This window comes from Streptomyces sp. NPDC017225 (assembly GCF_044331465.1).
Lineage (GTDB): Bacteria > Actinomycetota > Actinomycetes > Streptomycetales > Streptomycetaceae > Streptomyces.
The window spans coordinates 1-13,549 of record NZ_JBIRNE010000023.1 but is presented as its reverse complement, the minus strand read 5'-3'; the positions used below and the strand labels follow the sequence as shown (position 1 = coordinate 13,549).

The window sequence follows — 13,549 nt, the reverse complement described above, 5'->3', positions numbered from 1 at the left end:
GAGATGACCAACTCCGCGGAACGCACGGCGGACGGCGCGGACCGGGTCCAGCGGGCGCTCCGCACCCTGCTGGAGGAACGCGACCGACTCCGGCGTGAGAACGACGCCCTGAAGGCCGGCCGCGGCGAGCCCGTCGCCGTCGTGGCCATGGCCTGCCGCTACCCGGGCGGTGTGTCCTCGCCCGAGGACCTGTGGGACGTGGTCCGCGACGGCCTGGACGTCGTGGACGACTTCCCCGCCGACCGGGGCTGGCGGGACGTGTACGACCCGGACCCCGACGCCGTCGGCAGCTCGTACACCCGTCAGGGCGGCTTCCTGAAGGACGTCGCCGACTTCGACGCCGACTTCTTCAACATCAGCCCGCGCGAGGCCCTCGCGGTCGACCCGCACCACCGCCTGCTGCTGGAGACCTCCTGGGAGGTCTTCGAACGGGCCGGTATCGTCCCCGCCGACGTACGCGGCACGGACGTCGGCGTCTTCTCCGGCGTCAGCTCCTCCGAGTACGGGTGGCGCTTCCTGGACGGCGGCCAGAAGGAGCTGGAGGGCTACCTGCTGTACGGCAGCGCGCTGAGCGTCGCCTCCGGCCGGGTGGCGTACGAGATGGGGCTGACCGGACCGGCCGTGTCCGTGGACACCGCCTGCTCGTCGTCCCTGGTGGCCCTGCACATGGCGGTGCGGTCGCTGCGCTCGGGAGAGTGCTCGCTCGCGCTGGCGGGCGGGGCACTGGTGATGGCGACACCCGCGATGTTCGTGGAGTTCTCCCGGCAGGGCGCCCTGTCGGCCGGCGGCCGGTGCAAGGCGTTCGCGGACGCTGCCGACGGGACCGGCTGGGCCGAGGGGGTGGGCGTCCTGCTCCTGGAGCGGCTGTCCGACGCCCGGCGCAACGGCCACCCGGTGCTGGCCGTCGTCCGCGGCAGCGCGGTCAACCAGGACGGCGCCAGCAACGGGCTGACCGCCCCCAACGGCCGCGCCCAGGAGAAGGTGATCCGGCAGGCTCTGGCCAACGCGGGCGTCGCGCCCGGCGAGGTGGACCTGGTCGAGGCCCACGGCACCGGGACCACGCTGGGCGACCCCATCGAGGCGGACGCGCTGCTGGCGACCTACGGCCGGGACCGCCCCGCGGACCGGCCGCTGTGGCTCGGGTCCCTGAAGTCGAACATGGGGCACGCCCAGGCCGCCGCCGGGGTCGGCGGAGTCATCAAGGCCGTGCAGGCCATGCGGCACGGGTACATGCCCAGGACCCTCCACGTGGACGCGCCCTCACGCCATGTCGACTGGTCCTCGGGAGCGGTCGAACTGCTGGTGGAGGGCCGCGAGTGGACCCGGCGGGACGGCCCCCGGCGGGCCGGGGTGTCGTCGTTCGGCGTCAGCGGCACCAACGCGCACGTGGTCCTGGAGGAGGCGCCGCCCGAGGAACCGCCCGAGGAGCGGGCCGAGGAGCACGGGCCGGACGCGGGCGTCGTCGGCGGACCGGTGCCGTGGGTGCTGTCCGCCAAGAGCGCCCGGGCCCTGCGCGGACAGGCGGGCAGGCTGCGCGACTTCGTCGCCGCCGGCGCGGACCCGGACGACGCCGCTGTCGGCTGGTCGCTGATGTCGGGCCGGTCCCGGTTCGGGCACCGCGCGGTGGTGCTGGGACGCGGCCGGGACGAGCTGCTGAGCGGCCTGACCGCGCTGAGCGAGGGCGCCGAGTCCCCCTCGGTGGTGAGCGGCAGCGCCGGCAAGCTCGGCGGCGTCGCCTTCGTCTTCCCCGGCCAGGGGTCGCAGTGGTCCGGCATGGGCCGGCGGCTCTACGACACCTTCCCGGTCTTCGCACGGTCCCTCGACGCGTGCGCCGACGCCCTCGCCGAATGGGTCGACTGGTCGCTCCTCGACGTCATACGCGAGGTGCCCGGAGCGCCCGCCCTGGACCGGGTGGACGTGGTCCAGCCCGCGCTGTTCGCGGTGATGGTCTCCACGGCCGCGCTGTGGCGGTCCTGGGGCGTGGAACCGGGCGCGGTGGTCGGCCACAGCCAGGGTGAGATCGCCGCCGCCTGCGTCAGCGGCGCGCTGTCGCTGCGGGACGCCGCCCGGACCGTGGCACTGCGCAGCAAGGCGCTGGTGGGCCTCAAGGGCCACGGCGGGATGGCCTCGGTCGCGGAGTCCGCGGACGTCGTGGCACGGCGACTGGCTCCGTGGGGCGACCGGGTGGGCGTCGCCGTCGTCAACGGACCCCGCTCCGTCGTGGTGTCCGGGGAACCGGACGCGCTCGACGAATTCGTCGAGAAGACGAAGGCCGACGGCATCCAGGCCCGCCGGATCCCGGTCGACTACGCCTCCCACTCCCCGCAGGTCGCCCGGGTGCGCGAACAGGTGACCGGCGCGCTGACCGGCGTACGCCCGAGAACGTCGGACATCCCCTTCTGCTCGACGCTGTACGGCGAGGTCGTCGACACCGCGGGGCTGAACGCCGAGTACTGGTACGACAACCTTCGCGAAACGGTCCTCTTCGAAACCGCCGTCCGGCGGCTGGCCGACGACGGTTTCCGGGTGTTCGTCGAGATGAGCCCGCACCCGGTGCTGACCGTCCCCGTGCAGGAGATCGTCGAGGACCTGGACGACACGCTGGTGCTGTCGTCCTCACGGCGGGACCGCGACGAGGCGGAGGCGCTGCTGGGCTCGCTGGCCCAGCTCCACGTCCGGGGCGGGCCGGTGGACTGGGACGCCCTGTTCACCACGCGCCGGCGGGTGGATCTGCCGACGTACGCGTTCCAGCGGCAGCGGTACTGGCTCAGCTCCCTCGCCGGCGCGGCGGCGACGGCCGAACTGCCCGCGGCCCGGCCCGCCGAGGGCGACGAGCAGGCCGTTCCCCTGCCGGAGCGGATCGCGGCCCTGAGCGACCACGACGCGGAGGCACTCGTGCTGGAGCACGTGAGGGAGAAGGTCGCCGTCGTGCTCGGCCGGCCCTCCGCCGAAGTCGTCGACCCCGACCAGGAGTTCAAGGAGCTGGGCTTCGACTCGCTGCTGTCGGCGGAGCTGAGCAAGCGTCTGACCGCGACGACCGGACTGAAGCTGAGGGCGAACGTGGTGCTGCGGCACCCCTCGCCGCGGCGGATCGCCGGGCACATCGTGTCCTCGCTCGCGGCGTAGGACCGTCCCGCCGGCGGGACACCGCAAGGGCTGCGCGCGGCCCGTCCCGCCGGCCCCGAGTTGTCTCGAACGGCCGGCCCACTTCCCGGAAGGTGGGGGTGATCCGCGAATTGCCGATGTCCGGGTCTGTTTGCTGAGGGGTTGATCTGTGTGTCTTCGTTCGGAGCGTCGTCCGCGCATACGGGCATGTGGCGAGCGCAGGAAATGGCTCCCGACACGCCGAACCACGCGCTGACCATGTGGGACGTGGCGGGCGAGTTGGACGCGGCCGTCATGGAATCCGCTTTCCTGCACGTGATGGGCGAGGCGGAGGTGCTGCGCGTCAACTTCGTCGACGACGGGGGCGGACTGCGCCTCGTGCCCCGCCCCCTGGGCGACTGGCGGCCGTTCTTCTGGGACCTCTCCGCCGAGGCCGACCCCGAGCAGGCGGCCCGCGAGGCCCTGGCCGACCTGGTGCGCCGGCCGTTCGACCTGGGACGCGACCTGCTGTTCCGGCTGGGAGTGGTCAGGCTCGCCGACAACCGCTCCCTGCTGGTGATCGCCTACCACCACCTCGTCTCCGACGGATTCGGCGCCGGCGGCCTGCTCTCCCGGCGCCTCGCCGAGGTCTACACGGCGCTGGCGCGCGGCGAGCGGGTGCCCGGGCTGCCGCACCCCTGGGACACCGCCTCCTTCGCGAACGAGGCGGTGGAGTACCTCGCCTCCCGGAAGTTCGCCGAGGACAAGGAGTTCTGGGGCGACTACCTCAAGGACGCGCCCCCGCCCGCGCGAATCCCCCGCGTCGCCCTGTCCGAAGCGCGGCGCACCGCGCTGTCGGAGCCGCTCAGCAGCGTGGACCGCTGGTCGGAGGTGGCCGAGACCATCGGCATGGTGAGCCGGACCCTGACCGTCCCGCGCGCCGAGGCCGACCGGTGGACCGAGACCGCGCGGTCCATGGGCGTGTGGATGTCGCAGATGCTGACCGCCGCCGCGGCGGTGTACTTCCGGCACCGCTGCGACCGCCCGGAGTTCCTCCTGTCCCTCGCCGTCGGCAACCGCGTCGGCGTGGCGAGCAGGACGCCCGGCCTCGCCGTCAACGTGGTGCCGGTGCGGGTGAAGGTCCCGCTCGGCGCGACCTTCACCGAGATCGCCGACACGCTCGTCGACGAGACGTACGAGATCTTCGACCACACCGCCTGCCACTACTCCGACATCCAGCGCGCGAGCGGTACCGCCCTCAGCGGCCGCGGCAGCTTCGGAGCCGTCGTGAACGTCGTCGAGTTCGCGGAGCAGCTCCACTTCGGCGACAGCCCGGCGCGCTACTCGGGCGCCACGACCGGCACCTTCGAGGAGCTGTCGATCGGCGTCTACACCGACGGCAGCCCCGACAGCGACCTGTACATCCGGCTCGACGCCCCCGCGGGCCTGTACCACCGCGCCGAACTGCGCTTCGTCGGCGAGGAGCTGATCTCCTACATCCGCGCCGCGCTGGACGCGGGCACCCGGCCGGTCGGCGCCCTGGACGTGGTCGACGGCGACGAACGGGACCGGGTGCTCGCGGCGCCGGACGCCGTCGAGGCGCCGCTGCCGGGGCTGTCGGTCCCCGAGCTGTTCACCCGGCAGGTCCGGCGCGACCCGCACGCCGTCGCACTGGTCTCCGGCGGCACGTCGGTCTCCTACCGCGAGCTGGACGAACGGTCCGGCCGGCTGGCCGAGGCGCTGCGCCGCCGGGACATCGGCCCCGAGACGGTCGTCGCGGTGGCCCTGCCCCGCTCGGTGGAGCTGGCCGTCGCCCTGCTGGCCGTGGCGAAGGCGGGCGGCGCCGCCCTGCCCCTCGACCCGGCGGCACCGGCCGACACCGCTTTGGCGGGCGCCCTGCTCACCGACGCAGCCACGGCCGGCACGCTCCCGGCGGGCCCGGACGTACCGGTGCTGCTGCTCGACGACCTTCACGCGGACCCCGCCGACGAGAGCGTCACCGGCCCCGCGACCGCCGCCCCGCCGCACCCCGACAACCTGCTGACCGTGCTGCACGGCACCGGACCGGACGCCGCCGCCGGACCGGTCGCCGTGACCCACCGCAACATGGAGCGGTTCGTCCTGGACCGCCGGTCCCGGGACGCCGGGCGCGGCACGGTGCTGTGGCACGCGCCGCACACCTCCGACGCGCTCCCCCTGGAGCTGTGGACGCCCCTGCTGAACGGCGGCCGCGTGGTCGTGGCCCCCGAGGGGGAAGGGGACACCGAGGCACAGGCCGGACCGCGCGCGGCCCACGGCATCACCACCGTGTGGCTGTCCGCGAGCCGGTTCATGGCGATCGCGGCCGCGCACCCCGGTCGCCTCGCCGGGCTGCGCGAGGTGTGGACCGGCGGCGACCGGGTGTCCACGGCCGCGCTGCGCCGGGTCCGCGAGGCCTGCCCCGAGCTGACGATCGTCACCGGGCACGGCCCGGCGGAGACGACCGTCCTCGCCGCCTGCCACCGCCTGCCCGCGGGCGAACCCGTCCGCCACGCGGGCGCCGTCGGGCGCCCGGTGGACCACACCGCCCTCTACGTCCTCGGCCCCGGCCTCGCCCCGGTCCCCGTCGACGTGGCCGGAGAACTGTACGTGGCCGGCCCCGGCGTGGCCCGCGGCTACCCCGGACGGCCGGCGGCGACCGCGGAACGCTTCGTGCCCTGCCCGTTCGGCCCGGCCGGCACGCTCATGTACCGGACCGGGGACCGGGTCCGGTGGACCGCCGACGGCCGGCTCGTCCACGTCGGCCGCGCCGACACCCGGGCCGACGTCCGGGGCGTCCGCGTCGAACTGGCAGAGGCCGAGGAGACGCTGTCCGAGCACACCGCGCTCGCGCAGGCCGTCGTGGCCGTCAAGGAGGACGCTTCCGGCCGGCGGCGCCTGGCCGCCTACGTCGTCCCGGCCGCCGGCCGGACCGTGTCCGCCGACGAACTGCGCGGCTTCGCCGCCGAACGGCTGCCGGAGGCCACGGCACCGTCGGTGTTCACCGTCCTGGACCAGCTGCCCCTCACTCCGGGCGGCCGGGTGGACCGGGCCGCGCTGCCGCGGCCCGCCGGCGACGACGAGAAGTACCGGGCACCGCGCAACGAGACCGAACGGGCGCTGGCCAAGGCCTTCGCCGAGGTACTGGAACTGGACCGGGTCGGCATCGACGACGACTTCTTCGACCTCGGCGGCAACTCGCTGCGGGCGATCAGGCTGGTCGGCCTGATCCGGGCGGAACTGAACCAGGAGGTGTCGATCCGCAGGCTGTTCGCGGCCCGCACCGTCCTCGGACTGTCGGACATGTGGAAGGACCTCGGCCGCTCCAGCCGGCCGGCCCTGCGCAGGCGGACGAGGGAGGGCGCGGTCCTGTGAGCACCGCCGAGAGTGCGTTCGCCGTCGATCTGCCCAGCGGAGGAAGGGAATCATGGACGCGTTGACACAGACCCCGCCGTCCGGGGCCGGCCCGGAGGAGCCCGGGCGCCACGCACGGCCGGCGCGGTACGGGACCGCGCTCCTGCCCGCCTGTGGAAAGGGCCCCGGCGTCACCCGAGCGGCCCGGCCCGGCCCGCTGCGCCCGTCCGCCTTCGCAGGGGTGTCCTGACATGGGCATCGGCATACTCTCCACCGGCTCCTACCTGCCCAAGCACGAGGTGGGCAACGAGGAGGTCGCCGAGCGCGTCGGCGTCACCGCGGAGTGGATCGAACGCAAGACGCAGATCCGCTCCCGCCGTTACGCCGCCCCGCACGAGGCGACGTCCGACCTCGCCGCCAAGGCCGCCGAACGCGCCCTCGCACAGGCGGGACTGACCGCCGACGACATCGACTACCTCATCGTCTCCACCTCCACCGGCGACCACCCGCAGCCCCCCACGTCCTACCTGGTGCAGCACCTGCTGGGCGCCTACGGCGCCGCCTGTTTCGACGTCAACGTCGTGTGCAGCGGCTTCGTCTACGCCCTGTCGCTGGCCCACAGCCTGGTGACCGTACGGCCGGACACCCGGGTCCTGGTGATCGGGGCGGACGTGTACTCGCGGATCCTGGACTTCACCGACCGCAGGACGGCGATCCTGTTCGCCGACGGCGCGGGCGCCGCGGTCGTCGGGGCGGTGCCGGAGCCCTACGGCATCATCGCCACCGACCTGTCCAGCCGCGGCGACGCCCATCACCTGATCCGCGTCGAGGCGGGCGGCAGCCGCCACCCGGCGTCGGCGGCGACCCTCGCCGAGGGCGGTCACTTCTTCCGGATGGACGGCCGCGGCGTACGGGACTTCGTCGCCGAACACGTCCCGCCGGCGCTGACCGCGCTGGCACGCCGGGCCGGCGTCGACATCGGCGCCGTCGACCACTTCGTACCGCACCAGGCCAACGGCGTGATGCTGACCGAGGTCGTCGAACGCGCCGGCCTGGGCGCCGCACGAACCCACCGCACGCTCGTCGAGTACGGCAACGTCGGCAGCGCCTCGGTACCGGTCGCCCTCGACGAGGCCAACCGCACGGGCGCGCTGACACCGGGCGACCTGGTGCTGCTCGCCGGCTTCGGCGGCGGCATGTCGATCGGAGCGTCCCTCCTCACCTGGGGCGCCCGCACCTGACCAGGCGCCCGGCCCGCGTCTCACGACGCCGCCGCGCCGTACGCGTGACACCGCCCGGGGACGGCCCCGGGCGGTTCAGGAGGCGGGAGCCTCGGTGAGGAGCCCCTCGGTGACGGCCGCGGTGACCGAGTCCAGGTGGTCGAAGAGGTAGAAGTGACCGCCGGGGAAGACCTTCACCACGACGTCCTCCCGGGTGTGCGCCCGCCAGGTCCCGGCCTCCTCGACCGTCACCATCGGATCGCTCTCCCCGACCAGCACGGTCACCGGGGCGGCGAGCGGTTCGCCCCCGCGCCAGCCGTACGTGCCGAGCGCCCGGTAGTCGGCCCGCAGCGCCGGCAGCACCATCTCCATGATGTCCGGGTCATCGAGCATGGACTGGTCGGTGCCGCCCAGCCTGCGCACCTCGGCCAGCACGTCGGCGTCGTCGTACAGCCCGAAGCGGGCCGTGCTGTGCGCGTCCGGCGCGCCCCGCCCGGACAGGAACAGCCGCCGCGGCCCGGGCAGCGGGCCGCGCGCGATCAGCCGGGCCGTCTCGAACGCGACGAGCGAGCCCATGCTGTGGCCGAAAAGGGCGTACGGCCGCCCGGGGTCCGCGGCCAGCACCCGCGCCAGCTCCTCGGCCACCGCCTCGGCGAGCCGCGTCAGGTCGGTGAAGGGCGCCTCGAGGTAGCGGTCCTGACGGCCCGGGTACTGCACGCACATCACGTCGAGGTCCGCGGGCAACGCCTGCGCGAGGGGCCTGTACGCCGTCGCCGAACCCCCCGCGTGCGGGAAGCACACGAGCAGCGGCCCGTTCCCCGGGGTGGTGAAGCGCCGGAACCACGTGTTGTTCACAGTCGGTGTGTCCCTTCGTCTGGGCCGGCCGGTCCGCGCGGAAACGGCCCGCCGGTGCCCTCGGTGGAGAGTGGGGCACCGGCGGGCCATCGCCCCGCGAGGGCTCACGCCCGTCCGTCACCGGAGCTCGCGCCCCGAGCGTCCCACCCCGTTCTCGACGGGGGGTCGCGAGGCGGTCGAGAGCCTGGCCCGCTCCGCGCGTGCGGCCCGGCCGGCGCGGCGTCTCAGTGCACGAGGTCCCGCTCGTGGTCCGCCGCTCCGCGCTGCTGTGGCGGTGCGGCGGACCGCAGCCGCCGCTGGAGCTTCTCGCCCTCGACGTCCACGTTCGGCAGCAGCCGGTCGAGCCACCGCGGCAGCCACCAGGCCACGTCGCCGAGCAGCGAGTGCACGGCGGGCACGATCACCATCCGGACCACGAAGGCGTCGAACAGGACGGCCGCGGCGAGGCCGAAGCCCATCATCGCGACGAGGTCGTCGGTCTCGAGGACGAAGCCCGAGAAGACGCTGATCATGATGATCGCGGCGGCCGCGACCACCCGGCCGCTGTGCCGGAAGCCGGTGACGACGGCGTCCTTGGCCGAGGCGCCGTGGACGTACGCCTCACGCATCCGCGTGACCAGGAAGACCTCGTAGTCCATGGCGAGGCCGAAGACCACGCCGATCATGAAGATCGGCAGCGTCGTCATGATCGGTCCGGCCTGCTCGACGCCGAAGAAACCGGAGGCCCAGCCGAGCTGGAACACCGCGACCAGCGCGCCGAGGGCCGCGCTCACCGAGAACAGGAAGCCGAGCGCCGCCTTCAGCGGGACCAGGACCGAGCGGAACACCAGGAGCAGCAGCAGGAAGGCGAGGCCGACCACCAGGCCCAGGTAGGGCAGCAGCGCGTCGGACAACGTCTGGGAGAAGTCGATGAACATCGCGGTCTGGCCGGTGACCAGGATCTCGGTGGCGCCCGAGGCCCCCTCCAGCGCCGTCGCCCGCGCGCGGATGTCCTTGACCAGTTCCTCGGTCTCGGTGTCGGTCGGACCCGTCTTCGGGACGATGCTGAAGATGGCGGTGTCGCCGGCCTCGTTGGCGGTGGCCGCGGACACCGAGGCGACGCTCTCGTCCTTCTTCAGCTCCGCGCCGATCCGCCGGCCGGCCGCGGCCGCGTCCTCGCCCTCGACGGCCATCGTCAGCGGGCCGTTGAAGCCGGGTCCGAAGGAGTCGGACAGCAGATCGTAGGCCTTGCGCTGGGTGGTCTCGGTCGCCATCGTGCCCTCGCCGGGCAGGCCGAGCTCCAGCCTGGTGGCGGGCAGGGCGATCGCCCCGAGGCCGACCACCGCGAGGAGCAGCACACCGAGCGGGCGGCGCACCACGAAGGACGCCCAGCGCGTGGACAGGTTCGGCCTGGTCCGCGCGGCCAGCTTCGCGGCCTTCGCCTCGGACTTGCGCTGCGTGCGCGCCGACAGCGGCTTCCCGGCCCGCACGAGGCGCCGGTCGGCGACGCGCATCACCCGGCGCGGCGCGAAGCCGAGCAGGGCGGGCACGAAGGTGACCGCGATCAGCACGGCCACGGCGACCGTACCCGCCGCGGCCGTCGCCATCTTGGTGAGGATCGGGATGTTGACGACCGCGAGGCCGCCCAGCGCGATGATGACGGTGAGCCCGGCGAAGACGACGGCCGAGCCGGCGGTGCCGGTCGCGATGCCCGCGGCCTCCTCCGGGGCGCGGCCCTCGGCGATCTCGGACCGGTAGCGGGAGACGATGAACAGGGCGTAGTCGATGCCGACCGCGAGGCCGATCATCATCGCCAGCGTCGACGTCGTGGCCGACAGCCCGAGAGTGGAGCCCAGCGCGGTGATGCCCAGGACACCGACCCCGACACCGATCAGGGCGGTGAGCAGCGGCATGCCGGCGGCGATCACCGAGCCGAAGGTGAGGAGCAGGACGATGGCCGAGATCAGCACGCCGATCTGCTCACCGGTGCCGGACACGGTCTGTTCGATCGGGACGGCGTCACCGCCGGTCTCGACGGTCAGTCCGCCGTCGCGGGCCCGGTCGGTGGCCTCGGTGAGCGCGTCGTGCGCCTCGTCGGTGAGGTCGGGCCCGGTGACCTCGTACGTCACCACGGCGTAGGCGGTCCGGCCGTCCTGGCTGACGGTGCCGGCGGCGAAGGGGTCGGCGACGCCGGCCACCTGGGGCGCCTCGCCGAGTTCGCCGAGGAGCGTCTCGATCGCCGGCTTCTCGTCGGCGATCTTCTGGCCCTCGGGCGCGCGCATCACGACACGGGCGGTGGCACCGTCGGCGCCCGCGGCGGGGAACTTCTCCTCGAGCAGGTCGAACGCCTTCTGCGATTCGGTGCCCGGCATCGAGAACTGCTCGGCCGGCGGCGGGGGCGCGGAGGAGGCCGCGGCACCGACGCCGACGACGATCAGCATCCACACAAGGGTCACGAGGCCCCGCCGCCGGAAGGCGAAGCGGCCGAGTCTGTACAGGAAGGTAGCCACGGGTAACCGCACTTCCGTCGAGTGGGGGGCAGGGGGAACCTGTGCGGCCGACCGCCCCGGCTGAGCACAGGGCGGTGGCTCTGACACGCACACACGTTGACCCGTCGAGTGGCCGACGGGCCGGATCGTGCGGCAGAACGGAACCGACACTCGAGCGACCGTCGAGCGGACAGGCCGGATCCGGCCACCGACGGTGCTGCGCGGGGCCGCTCGCCGAGAGCCGTCCTGACCGCCGGGACGGGCTTCCCCGGGCCGGGCGCATCCGCGATCATGCGGCATGCGTCCGGACGAATGGCACCTCACCGAAGACATCGACGGCTTCCTCACCCGCGCCGGGGACTTCCTGCGCTCGAGCCCCGCCCTGCACAACACGCCGCTCACCGTGCTGGAGAACTGGCGGACCCGCCCCGGCGCGTTCCGCCCCGGAACCGTCCTCTTCGGCCGGCTGGAGTCGGGCGGCGAGACCCGGGCGGTCTTCTACCGCCCCGCCACCCGCCGCCTGACCCTCACCCCGCTCTCCCACGACCGGGCCGACGCCCTCGCCGCCCACCTCGCCGGCCTCGGCCACACGCTCGCCGGAGTCACCGCGGACCACGACACCGCCACCGCGTTCGCCGGGGCCTGGCAGCGGCACACCGGCGCGAGGCCGGCACTCCGCGTCCGGATGCGCCTGTACCGCCTGGAATCACTCACCCCGCCCGACCCGCGTCCGCGGGGACACGGGCGGATCGTGGGCGATCAGGACCACGAGCACCTCATGCGCTGGTGCCGTGAACTCGCCGCGGACCTCGGGGAGACCGTGACCGTCGACGCCGCCTCCTGGCCCGGCACCCGCTTCGCCGAGAAGCGCTACACCTTCTGGGAGACCCCGGACGGCACCCCCGTCTCCATGGCGGGCGTGAACCCGATGGTCGCCGGCATGGTCCGGCTGGACCCGGTCTACACCCCGGCCCACCTCCGCGGCCGGGGCTACGCGGCCGCCGTGACCGCCGAGGTGAGCGGGGCCGCGCTCGACGCGGGCGCCACGGAGGTCGTGCTGTACACGAACGCGGCCAACCCCACCAGCAACGCCCTCTACCGGCGTCTCGGCTACCGCCGGATCACCGACTGGGCGCCGTACGACTTCGAGGAACCGGGATCCTGACGCCGTCCTCGTAGCCCGCCGACCGCCTCGATCGGCCGACGGGGTCCGCCAGGACGTACGGTCAGGAAACGGCGGTTCCGGAGAGCAGCCCTGCGGTGACGGTCGCGGCGACGCGGCCGACCTGGTCGGCGAGGTAGAAATGGCCGCCGGGGAAGACCTCGAGACGGAAGTCGCCGCTGGTGTGGTCCCGCCACGTCGCCGCCTCCTCGACCGTCACCATCGGGTCGCGGTCCCCGATCAGGACGGTCAGCGCGGTGTCGAGCGGCTCTCCCCCGTGCCAGTCGTACGAGGCCAGGGCCCGGTAGTCGGCCCGCAGCGCCGGCAGGACCATCTCCAGCACCTCGGGATTGTCGAGCATGGTGTGATCGGTGCCGCCCAGCCTGCGCACCTCCGCCAGCACGTCGGCGTCGTCGTACAGGGGGACGTCGGCGCCGGCCCGCAGGCCCGGCGCGCCCCGGCCGGAGAGGAACAGCCGCTGGGGCCGCGGCAGTCCGCGCCGGCGGAGCAGCCGTGCCGTCTCGAACGCGACGAGCGCTCCCATGCTGTGACCGAAGAACGCGTACGGCCGTCCGGGGTCCGCGGCCAGTTCGTGGACCAGTTCCCCGGTCACCGCCTCCACGAGAGGGGCCAGGGACGTGAAGGGCGCCTCGTCGTACCGGTCCTGACGGCCCGGGTACTGAACGGACACCACGTCGAAGTCCGCGGGCAGCGTACGCGACAGGTGCGTGTACGCCGTCGCGGAGCCCCCCGCGTGCGGAAAGCACACGAGCCGCGGCCCCTTGCCCGTGGCCGTGGTGAAGCGCCGCAACCACGTACTGTTCACTGTCGGTGTCCCTTCGTCCGTGCCGGCCGGCCCTTCTTCGACAGGCGAAGGCCCGCCGGTGCCCTCGGGGGATGCGGGCGCCGGCGGGCGGGTCGCTCCGTGGGGGCCAGTGCCCGTCCCTACCGGAGCTCACCACCCGAGCGTTCCGTCCCGCCCTCGACCGAGGCTCGCACCACGGTGGATCGCCGGCGCCCGGCTCCGTCGTCCCGGCCGCTCCCGGATGCCTGCCCACGGCCCACGCTGTCCGACCGCACAAGCGCTCCTCCACCCGCCCTGCCTAGCCTCCGCGGAAGTGCGTACGACCCCGCTCCGGCCTCGCCGACAACCTCCCCCGGACGGCCGGCGCCGCTCCCTCGCCCCAGCGGACCAGTGAGTGTTCGGGAAAGAGAGACAATGGACCACACGAGAACACGCGAGTCTGAGTCCGGACTGCCCATCGAACCGGTCTACGGGCCCGGTGTCCGGGCGGGCTGGGATCCGGTGGAGAAGCTGGGTGAGCCGGGGAGGTATCCGTTCACGCGGGGTGTGTATCCGTCGATGTACACGGGGCGGCCGTGGACGA

General features: G+C 73.9%; 9 protein-coding genes. 6 read left to right on the top strand and 3 right to left on the bottom strand.

Going from position 1 to position 13,549, the window contains the following annotated elements; genetic code table 11:
• Positions 1–3 precede the first annotated feature (3 nt).
• The 4 genes from ACH4NX_RS33255 to ACH4NX_RS33240 all read left to right on the top strand — a co-directional run bounded on the left by ACH4NX_RS33255 (position 4) and on the right by ACH4NX_RS33240 (position 7,697).
• The gene (locus tag ACH4NX_RS33255) at positions 4–3,126 is read left to right on the top strand and encodes a type I polyketide synthase (RefSeq protein WP_398129930.1); all 3,123 of its coding nucleotides are present in this window, start codon (positions 4–6) and stop codon (positions 3,124–3,126) included.
• 150 nt (positions 3,127–3,276) lie between these two features.
• Entirely contained in the window at positions 3,277–6,477 is a 3,201-nt protein-coding gene (locus ACH4NX_RS33250) for an AMP-binding protein (protein WP_398129931.1), read from the top strand.
• A 52-nt stretch (positions 6,478–6,529) separates the two neighbouring features.
• The gene (locus ACH4NX_RS33245) at positions 6,530–6,706 is read left to right on the top strand and encodes a hypothetical protein (RefSeq protein WP_398129932.1); all 177 of its coding nucleotides are present in this window, start codon (positions 6,530–6,532) and stop codon (positions 6,704–6,706) included.
• Between the two features lies 1 nt (position 6,707).
• Complete coding sequence (locus ACH4NX_RS33240; protein WP_351399752.1) at positions 6,708–7,697, top strand: ketoacyl-ACP synthase III; 990 nt, start codon at positions 6,708–6,710, stop codon at positions 7,695–7,697.
• Between the two features lie 75 nt (positions 7,698–7,772).
• Here ACH4NX_RS33240 and ACH4NX_RS33235 read toward each other — a convergent pair whose 3' ends face one another.
• Both ACH4NX_RS33235 and ACH4NX_RS33230 read right to left on the bottom strand, forming a co-directional pair.
• A complete protein-coding gene (locus tag ACH4NX_RS33235) occupies positions 7,773–8,531 on the bottom strand; it encodes an alpha/beta fold hydrolase (protein WP_351399750.1) in 759 nt (252 codons plus the stop codon).
• A 224-nt stretch (positions 8,532–8,755) separates the two neighbouring features.
• Positions 8,756–11,020, bottom strand: a complete 2,265-nt coding sequence (locus ACH4NX_RS33230; RefSeq protein ID WP_398129933.1) for an MMPL family transporter — start codon at positions 11,018–11,020, stop codon at positions 8,756–8,758.
• Positions 11,021–11,297: 277 nt separating this feature from the next.
• On the opposite strand from ACH4NX_RS33230, the gene ACH4NX_RS33225 reads away from it, so the two are divergent.
• A complete protein-coding gene (locus tag ACH4NX_RS33225; protein WP_398129934.1) occupies positions 11,298–12,164 on the top strand; it encodes a GNAT family N-acetyltransferase in 867 nt (288 codons plus the stop codon).
• Positions 12,165–12,225: 61 nt separating this feature from the next.
• Here the strand turns inward: ACH4NX_RS33225 and ACH4NX_RS33220 are convergent, their stop codons facing one another.
• The gene (locus ACH4NX_RS33220; protein ID WP_351399744.1) at positions 12,226–12,987 is read right to left on the bottom strand and encodes an alpha/beta fold hydrolase; all 762 of its coding nucleotides are present in this window, start codon (positions 12,985–12,987) and stop codon (positions 12,226–12,228) included.
• Between the two features lie 393 nt (positions 12,988–13,380).
• Here ACH4NX_RS33220 and ACH4NX_RS33215 point away from each other — a divergent pair.
• Positions 13,381–13,549: methylmalonyl-CoA mutase family protein (locus ACH4NX_RS33215; RefSeq protein WP_398129937.1), on the top strand; the 169-nt coding region annotated here is incomplete at its 3' end.

Coding starts and splice junctions, on each gene's coding strand:
- ACH4NX_RS33255 (WP_398129930.1), top strand. CDS start 4: ATGACCAACTCCGCGGAACGCACGGCGGACGGCGCGGACCGGGTCCAG.
- ACH4NX_RS33245 (WP_398129932.1), top strand. CDS start 6,530: ATGGACGCGTTGACACAGACCCCGCCGTCCGGGGCCGGCCCGGAGGAG.
- ACH4NX_RS33240 (WP_351399752.1), top strand. CDS start 6,708: ATGGGCATCGGCATACTCTCCACCGGCTCCTACCTGCCCAAGCACGAG.
- ACH4NX_RS33225 (WP_398129934.1), top strand. CDS start 11,298: ATGCGTCCGGACGAATGGCACCTCACCGAAGACATCGACGGCTTCCTC.